The sequence below is a fragment of the Thermococcus celericrescens genome, from assembly GCF_001484195.1.
Lineage (GTDB): Archaea > Methanobacteriota_B > Thermococci > Thermococcales > Thermococcaceae > Thermococcus > Thermococcus celericrescens.
Map to the genome: position 1 here is coordinate 92,742 of NZ_LLYW01000008.1, position 7,199 is coordinate 99,940.

The window sequence follows — 7,199 nt, forward strand, 5'->3', positions numbered from 1 at the left end:
TCACCTCAGAACTTTCCACCGAGGAACTTGGCAACCTCGCCAACGGTAACGTACTTCGGGGTTGCGATCCTCGAGCTGTGGGCCTCGCTTATGGTCTCAAGCTCCCTGCCCTCGAACTCCTTCGGAACGCCGACGTAAACCTTGAGCCTCTTGAAGGCCTTCCTTCCGCGGTCGGTCTTCCAGGGGAGCATTCCCCTGACGGTTCTCCTGACTATCTCGTCGCTCCTCTTCGGGTAGAACGGACCCTTCCTCGGGTTGGTCCTGGTCCTCAGTCCGGTCCTCTGCTTGTACTTGGCGAAGATGTCCTCGCGGTTTCCGGTGATGATGGCCTTCTCGGCGTTGACTATGACGATTTCCTCGCCCTCAAGGAGCATCTTGGCGACCTTCGAGGCGAGCCTTCCGAGTATGAGTCCCTCAGCGTTAATTATCCTCATGGCCCATCACTCCATTATGATTACTCCACTACCCTTCGGGTTTCTCTCGATGAGCTCCTCAATCGTGAGGACCTCTCCACCGGCCTCGACTATCTTCTTCTTGGCAGTCTCGCTGAACTTCCAAGCGGCAACGGTGACCTTGTGCTCGAGCTTTCCTGCACCGAGGACGTTTCCGGGAACGATGACGGTGTCGCCGTCCTTGGTGTAGCGGTTGATCCTGCTGACGTTCACTTCAGCCCTCTGCCTCCTGGGCCCCTCAAGGCGCCAGGCAACATCCTTCCATATCTTAACTCCTTCCTCGTTAGACTTCTTTCTGAGGTAGCGGATGAGCCTCCTCAGGTTGATGTCAGTGGGTCCGGTTCTCTTGACCATGAACATACCTCCTTAACGCTCTCTCGCAGGTGGGAAACCGACAGGTCCAACGGGGTGAGCGTAAATACTGGTGCGGGGGCGGGGATTTGAACCCCGGAACCCCTACGGGACGGGACCCTGAATCCCGCGCCTTTGGCCAGGCTCGGCTACCCCCGCGTCAGTCGGACGCTAATTTATGGAGTTCGCTTATAAATCTATCGCTCTTCCTCATGAGGATTTTGAGGGCTATGGTCACGATTTCCTCAACCGGAAGTTCCCCATTGGTCTCGACGGTGAAGACAAAGGCGTTAGGTACGGTCTCTTCCCTAATCTTCTCCCCCACGTAGGCGTCAAACTTCCGCGGAAGGTAGAACGCCTTGATCGTGGTTATAACGAGCTCCTCGTCGGTTTCCTCAGCCGGAAGACCGCGCCTCTCGGCGAGCTCCTTGAGCTCCTCCCAGTCGGGAACCTCCTTGCTCACGTGAATCCTGGTGAGGTACTTGTAGTAGACGAAGCCGGGCTGCCACTTGGCATGGTCCTTTCCGCGGCCGAGTCTTGCATAGGCGTTAAACGTAAGCCTCTGGCCCTCGGCAAGCTTGACTATTGGGATGTTGGGGTTGGCGGGCTTCACGCCCTCATCGCTGCTCTTAAGGTCACCGGAGTAAACCATTCCGGGACCCTCTGCCTCGAGGGAGAGCGTAACCGTGTACTCGTCAAGCTCCAGTGAATCGAGGGAGAACCTCTCGTGGGGAGTGGTGAGAGGTATCATACCCACCCTGTGGGCGATTATCTCGTCGAAGAGGGCGGAATCGTTCTCGAAGAACTCAACCTCATCCACCGCAAAGGTCGGGACGTCCGCGAGGATGGTCCTCCTCAGGGCATTGGCGAAGGGTACATCAACTCCCTCGACGATGAACTTAATCGAGTCCTCCCTTTTCTCAAGAATCTGAAACTTTGGCTCCATCGGCATCACCAAAAAAGAAGTTGTGGGAATCAGACGCGCCTGCCCCTTCTTCCGCCCTTCGGCCTGGTGCCGTCGTGCGGAATCGGGGTGGCGTCCTCAACCCTTCCGATCCTGAGGCCGGCCCTGGAGAGGGCACGAATGGCGGCCTGAGCACCCGGTCCCGGGCTCTTGCTCCTGCTTCCACCGGGGGCGCGGACCTTGATGTGGACTCCGGTGAAGCCCTTCTCCATGGCCTCCTCGGCGGCCCTCCTGGCGGCTATCATAGCCGCGTACGGAGAGGGCTCGTCCCTGTCGGCCTTGACGACCATACCACCGCTCCACCTGCTGACGGTCTCGGCCCCGGTGAGGTCGGTGATGTGGATGATGGTGTTGTTGTAGGAGGAGTAGATGTGGGCAACTCCCCACTTCTCCTTCTTCTTAAGGTTAACCTGCTGCTGAACTTCCTCGCTCATGAGGCCTCACCCTGCTTAGCCTGTTCAATAACCATCCTCTCGGGGTGGCTCTCCTTAGCGAAAGGAGAGGTCTTTGAATAGGTTATGGTGTCTTCCTCCTCCCTGAGGACGAGGTAGCCAGGAGAGCGTATTATCTGGCCGTTTATCTCGATGTGGCCGTGAACTATGAGCTGCCTGGCCTGTCCAATGGTCCTGGCGAGGCCCTTCTTGTAGACGAGAGTCTGAAGGCGCCTGTCGAGGACGTCCTCAACCGTCAGGGAGAGAACGTCATCGAGAGCAGCATCGGCCGGAAGGAGGCCGAGCCTGTTGAGCCTCTGGAGGAGCTGGACCTTCTCGATCTCAGCCTGCCTGCCGCGGGCGGCAAGGAGGCGCCTGGCCCTACGCCTGAACTCCTTGAGCTGGGTCTCGTGCCTCCAGAGCTCCTTCTTGTTCTTGAGGGCGTACTTCTTCATGAGGACTCTCTCGCGGTCGAGCCTCTCCTTAATCCAGGGGTGAGAGGGAGTCTCGTACCTCTTCCTCTGCCTCTTGGGGTCTCCCATCTACATCACCTCACTTCTTCCTTCTGCTCACACCGAGGGTGCTGCCGTGCCTGAAGTTCGACCTGGTCCTCTGGCCGCGGAGCGGGAGGCCGAGCTCGTGCCTTATGCCGCGGTAAGCGCGTATTCTCCTGAGCCTGTTGACGTCCTCACGCCAGGCCATGACGAGCTTGGCGGTAATGAGGTGCATGTCCTTGCCGGTCTCGTAGTCCTTCCGCCTGTTAACGGCCCAGGCGGGTATACCGTGGGCGATCGGGTCTTCGAGCACCTTCTCAATCTTCTTGACCTGCTCGTCGGTCAGGTAACCGGTCTTCATGTACGGGTCGATCCCTGCAACCCTGAGCACCATAGTGGCGAAGTTTATGCCTATACCCCTGATGCCCGTGAGGGCCCATCTCAGCTGCTTATTTCCGTTCAAATCAACTCCCGCTACACGGACTATGTGTCTGAAGTTGTCCGTCATTACGAATACACCTCCATCTCAATCCTTCAGAGAGGATTTTGGCGCCGGGACGGGGATTTGAACCCCGGTGTCCAAGCGGACACGGGCTCTCAAGGCCCGCGCCATCCCAGGCTAGGCGATCCCGGCATACACGCGGTAGCCGCTCCCCTTCGCCAGCTCTCTCACTTCGGTGAAGTGGACATCCATTAGAGCCTTAATATACTTTGCCCCCTGCTTCGTCTTGATAACCAGTTGCAGGAGGCCTCCATCGTTGAGATGCCGGGGAGCGTTTATAACTATTTCCCTCAGCACTTCCTTCCCCGCGTGCACCGGGGGATTAGTGATGATCGCGTTGAACCTTTCGCCCCTGACGGGCTCGTAGAGGCTTCCCCACCTCACCTCGGCGTTTCTAACGCCGTTGATTTTTAAGTTTTTCCTCGCCATCCCCACCGCGCGCCTGTTCACGTCGGTCATGACGACGTAGTCCACGAAGCGGGACGCAACTATGCCTATCGCACCGTAGCCGCACCCTAAATCGAGCACTCGCCACCCCTCATCGATTATCATGCTCTCTATGAGCAGTTCCGTTCCCCTATCGAGCTTCCCGAAGGAGAAGACTCCGCTGGCCGTGACGAACTTGAAACAGTGCCCCCTAACGCATACCTCTATGGTCTTAGTCTTCAGCGGGACGTTGGGCTCTTCGGAGTAGTAGTGGCTCATGTGGGGTGGTTCGTTGATGGGTTTATAAAGGTGAACCCCCGGCCAAGCGCCAGAGGGTGTCCCCCGCAACGGCCCCGGCGAGCATGAACACCGTTCCAAGTGACATAACAACTGACCTCCTCCCCGCCCTGAAGGGCGAGGCTTTCAGAAGAGGAGTGCTCAAGAACACCGAGGAGCAGAAAGAGCAGAACATCGAGCCAGAACCAGAGGAGGACAAACCTTACGAGGAGCATTACCCCTCGAGGCTCCACCGGGGAAGAAAAGGCATCAAAAAGCAGTGAGAGTCGAGACAAATCCCTCACCAGAGTTTGGGATACCAGTCCCTCGGCATGAAGACCTTGTCCACATCGACCGCTATTCCCTTGCTCCTCTGGAGCATTTCACCGCTCGTCATGGTGGCCTTTCCGAGTGCAACCAGCTCATCCTTAAGGGTCATGACAGCAACGAGGTCGCCCCTCTTGATGCCCTTGTTGAGCTTCACTATTCCCGGAACTGCCAAATCTGCGCCGTAGGTTACGGCGGCAACGGCAGAATCTCTAATCCACACCTTGGGAAGGTGCTCCACAGCTTTTTCCATCGGCTGTATCGCCTTCCTGAAGTACTCCTCGATGCCGTCGTCCTTCCAGAAGTGGTAGTAGTCTATGAGGTCGTGAAGGGTCACGAGGGTTTCGTCCTCCTTGAAGGGACCGCTCCTCGTTCTCCTCAGCTCGGCCATGTGCGCTCCAACCCCAAGGGCGAGGCCGATATGATGGATGAGCGACCTGATGTAGGTTCCTGCCTCGACTCCAACGCGGAAGAGCACGTCCTTGCCGTCTATCTCAAGTATCTCGATGTAGTAGATCTTTCTCGTCCTCAGCCTTCTCTTGACCGCGCTCCTCAGGGGCGGCCTCTGGATTATCTCGCCCTCGAACTCCCTCATCACGGCGCGGATTTTGTTCTCCGGGACGTCGCCGTGGAGGTGCATCAGAGCCACATACTCCTTTCCGGCGGGCAGGAGGGCCTGAACCACCCTCGTGCCCCTCTCAAGAGCGACCGGAAGAACCCCGCTGACCTTGGGGTCGAGGGTTCCCCCGTGGCCGGCCTTGTTCAGGTCGAAGAGCCTCTTGATCCAGGCAACGACCTCATGGCTCGTCGGCCCGGGGGGCTTGTCGAGGTTTATTATGCCGAACTGCATGTGCATCTCCATGGGCCTCTTCTCCGGCGGGAAGCCCCACTTGGGGTTGGTCTCGGCCTTGTCGTCTCTAATGAGGACCTCTCGCCTTATGTCCGCCGGCAAAATTCTCCTAACTTCGTCCCTCGCCATGAGCATCACCTCAGGGATCTTCCAATGCTTCAATAAATTCCTCTTTATCGATTCCGGCAAGCCGGAGCACTCCGAGCAACGTCCCAGCCTTAAGCTCCCGGTGAAGGGGAACAACGGTTCCAATTTTCCTTCCATCGACATATTTAACCAAAACCACGTGGCTGCCCCTCTGACGGGAGGCCTGAAAGCCAAACTTTGATACCAACACTTTAACTACCTCTTCACCCGAGAGCCTTGGCAATCTGGACATTGAAATCGCCCACGAGCCTTATCTTCTCAAGCTGCTTCCTCATCTCTGGGAACTCTTCAAGGTAAAGCTCAACGGCCTCTTTAAGGTTTCTGAGGGCCTCTTCGATCGTCTTCCCCTGTGTGGTCACGCCCGTGAAAACCTCCCGGACGATGTAGACTCCCTCATCCTCCCAGATGACCGCGTGAATGTTCACAATTATCACCCACTAAGGTTTGTTGAACAATCCCTTATAAATCCGACTAATAGCCAGCAGGTTTAATCATCAGGAACAGAAAATGTTAAATCATGCAAAATAGTACCAACTCAGGGGGGACAGTGCAAAGGAAACTGGTCGCGGCTCTGGCCATTGTGGTCATACTCACAGCAGTATTTTTTGGGCAGTGGTACTGTCAGAGAAACACTCCTGTACCGAGCAACATACCCAACAACGAGAGGATGGGCTACATAAGCAACCATCTGAACGTAAGCGTTGGGATTACGTTAAACAACGAGCTTCTCATCCTCAAAGTTAGTATGATAAACAACGACAGCGCTGAAACGCACATTGGAATTGTGAAACTGGAATCACCCACTGGGGAGATCCTCCTGAACGTGACTGAACCAGTCGAGCCCAAAAGGAAGTTTTTCAGAACATACACTTTGAACGTCACCGGGCTGGCCGAAGCCCAGCTCTCAATACTCATAGACCCCCAAGCAAAAGTGGCAACGGGAATATCAAAAACGATCCGGTTATCAGAGAAGTGATGAGGGGAGAACCCCCTCACTCAATGCTTATTCCAGCGCTCTCAAGGGCGGCCTTGACGGCCTCGTCGTCGGCGCCGCGCTCGATGCTGACCTTCTCCGGAAGGGGCTCGAGGTGCTTGACGTTCATCCTCCTGCGCTTGACCTTGTTGAGGCCAGCGCCGGTAACGAGGACGAAGTTCCTGTCGATGACGTCAACGACGACGACCTTCTCTCCGGCCCTCCTTCCGGCGATTATAACGGCAAGCCTTCCGACTTCCATAGCTGGCATTCATCCCACCTCCTCATTTTTTGTTGCCCGGGTTTGCACCCGACCCCGCGTCACCGTCGGGGTATAGGTGGTCGATGGCGGCCTTCACAATCGCGAAGACGCCATCGGGATTCCAATGGGCGGTATTTATGATCAAGTCATAAATCGACTTGTCGTCGATGTCAATCCCGTAAAGGTTTAAATATCTTTTCCTGTTGCCCTTCTCGCGCTCGGCAATTCCCACAAAGGCCTCCTCGACGGAGACTCCCTCACGGCGGGCAACGCGCCTTGCACGCTCCATCATGGGGGCGTCGAGCCATATCTTAAGGTCCGCATCCTTGACCATCCAGCCAGCGAGGCGGCCTTCGATAACGACGTTGCACTCCTTGGCTGCCTCCACCTGCCTTCTGTCAACCTCACGGTCGATCTCGGGGTGAAGTTCGGCGTACTCCTGGAACTCCTTCAGGGTCATGCCCATCTCCTTCGCCATCTGCCGGAAGATGAGTCCAGCGTAGATGTGTTTGAACCCGTAGTGCCTGGCGAGATTGCGGCAGAGAGTGGTTGTTCCAGAGCCTGCCAGGCCGCTGACGGTTATCACGAGGCAGCCCTTGGGCATGTTAGCACCTCATTCGAAATCAGAGGGCAACGCCCGCCCTGACCTGGGCCTTCATGACCTTCCTCATGCAGCTCGGGCAGAGGTTGGCGTAGGGCCTCTCCGGCCTCTTGGCGGTCTTCGGGAGCTTCCTGAGCTCGCTG

The 7,199-nt window shown here is 56.8% G+C and carries 14 protein-coding genes, 2 tRNA genes and 1 pseudogene; 2 read left to right on the forward strand and 15 right to left on the reverse strand.

All coding sequences use genetic code 11. The features are described from left to right. Nucleotides 1-5 precede the first annotated feature (5 nt). From rplM to APY94_RS12880, 9 genes are all read right to left on the reverse strand, one after another. A complete protein-coding gene (gene rplM, locus APY94_RS03075; protein ID WP_058938242.1) occupies nt 6-434 on the reverse strand; it encodes a 50S ribosomal protein L13 in 429 nt (142 codons plus the stop codon). A gap of 6 nt (nt 435-440) precedes the next feature. Next, nucleotides 441-806 carry a 50S ribosomal protein L18e gene (locus APY94_RS03080; protein ID WP_058938243.1) on the reverse strand — a complete coding sequence of 122 codons (366 nt, stop codon included), beginning with the start codon at nt 804-806 and terminating at the stop codon, nt 441-443. 68 nt (nt 807-874) lie between these two features. Beyond that, nucleotides 875-962: transfer RNA gene (locus APY94_RS03085), tRNA-Leu, on the reverse strand. Nucleotide 963: 1 nt separating this feature from the next. Continuing rightward, nucleotides 964-1,749, reverse strand: coding sequence for a DNA-directed RNA polymerase subunit D (locus APY94_RS03090; protein ID WP_058938244.1), 786 nt, complete (start codon nt 1,747-1,749; stop codon nt 964-966). Nucleotides 1,750-1,778: 29 nt separating this feature from the next. Further along, nucleotides 1,779-2,201: a 30S ribosomal protein S11 gene (locus tag APY94_RS03095; protein WP_014012526.1), complete on the reverse strand. Its 423-nt coding sequence runs from the start codon at nt 2,199-2,201 to the stop codon at nt 1,779-1,781. After that, complete coding sequence (locus tag APY94_RS03100) at nt 2,198-2,740, reverse strand: 30S ribosomal protein S4 (RefSeq protein ID WP_058938245.1); 543 nt, start codon at nt 2,738-2,740, stop codon at nt 2,198-2,200. The genes APY94_RS03095 and APY94_RS03100 overlap by 4 nt, the downstream gene beginning before the upstream one ends. A 10-nt stretch (nt 2,741-2,750) precedes the next feature. After that, nucleotides 2,751-3,200 (reverse strand): 30S ribosomal protein S13, encoded by a 450-nt coding sequence (locus tag APY94_RS03105; RefSeq protein ID WP_058938246.1) that lies wholly within the window; start codon nt 3,198-3,200, stop codon nt 2,751-2,753. A 39-nt stretch (nt 3,201-3,239) separates the two neighbouring features. Then, nucleotides 3,240-3,326, reverse strand: a tRNA-Ser gene (locus APY94_RS03110). After that, nucleotides 3,312-3,899 carry a class I SAM-dependent methyltransferase gene (locus APY94_RS12880; RefSeq protein WP_083500602.1) on the reverse strand — a complete coding sequence of 196 codons (588 nt, stop codon included), beginning with the start codon at nt 3,897-3,899 and terminating at the stop codon, nt 3,312-3,314. The genes APY94_RS03110 and APY94_RS12880 overlap by 15 nt, the downstream gene beginning before the upstream one ends. A 56-nt stretch (nt 3,900-3,955) precedes the next feature. Between APY94_RS12880 and APY94_RS13135 the strand changes: the two genes are divergently transcribed. Beyond that, nucleotides 3,956-4,180: a hypothetical protein gene (locus APY94_RS13135; RefSeq protein WP_058938247.1), complete on the forward strand. Its 225-nt coding sequence runs from the start codon at nt 3,956-3,958 to the stop codon at nt 4,178-4,180. Between the two features lie 17 nt (nt 4,181-4,197). Here APY94_RS13135 and APY94_RS03120 read toward each other — a convergent pair whose 3' ends face one another. The 3 genes from APY94_RS03120 to APY94_RS03130 are packed head-to-tail and all read right to left on the reverse strand — an operon-like array spanning nt 4,198 to nt 5,654. Then, nucleotides 4,198-5,202: an RNA-guided pseudouridylation complex pseudouridine synthase subunit Cbf5 gene (locus tag APY94_RS03120; RefSeq protein ID WP_058938248.1), complete on the reverse strand. Its 1,005-nt coding sequence runs from the start codon at nt 5,200-5,202 to the stop codon at nt 4,198-4,200. Nucleotides 5,203-5,212: 10 nt separating this feature from the next. Further along, nucleotides 5,213-5,452: a type II toxin-antitoxin system HicA family toxin gene (locus APY94_RS03125; protein ID WP_058938249.1), complete on the reverse strand. Its 240-nt coding sequence runs from the start codon at nt 5,450-5,452 to the stop codon at nt 5,213-5,215. Beyond that, nucleotides 5,424-5,654: a type II toxin-antitoxin system HicB family antitoxin gene (locus tag APY94_RS03130; RefSeq protein ID WP_245610394.1), complete on the reverse strand. Its 231-nt coding sequence runs from the start codon at nt 5,652-5,654 to the stop codon at nt 5,424-5,426. Before APY94_RS03130 ends, APY94_RS03125 begins: the two co-directional genes overlap by 29 nt. Before the next feature lie 113 nt (nt 5,655-5,767). On the opposite strand from APY94_RS03130, the gene APY94_RS03135 reads away from it, so the two are divergent. Continuing rightward, nucleotides 5,768-6,196: a hypothetical protein gene (locus APY94_RS03135; RefSeq protein WP_058938251.1), complete on the forward strand. Its 429-nt coding sequence runs from the start codon at nt 5,768-5,770 to the stop codon at nt 6,194-6,196. 16 nt (nt 6,197-6,212) lie between these two features. Here APY94_RS03135 and APY94_RS03140 read toward each other — a convergent pair whose 3' ends face one another. From APY94_RS03140 to rpl34e, 3 genes and pseudogenes are all read right to left on the reverse strand, one after another. Then, entirely contained in the window at nt 6,213-6,464 is a 252-nt protein-coding gene (locus APY94_RS03140) for a 50S ribosomal protein L14e (protein ID WP_058938252.1), read from the reverse strand. A 13-nt stretch (nt 6,465-6,477) separates the two neighbouring features. Next, nucleotides 6,478-7,059, reverse strand: coding sequence for a (d)CMP kinase (cmk, locus tag APY94_RS03145; RefSeq protein ID WP_058938253.1), 582 nt, complete (start codon nt 7,057-7,059; stop codon nt 6,478-6,480). A gap of 19 nt (nt 7,060-7,078) precedes the next feature. Further along, a pseudogene (rpl34e, locus tag APY94_RS13600) lies at nt 7,079-7,199 on the reverse strand (50S ribosomal protein L34e); the annotation flags it as partial.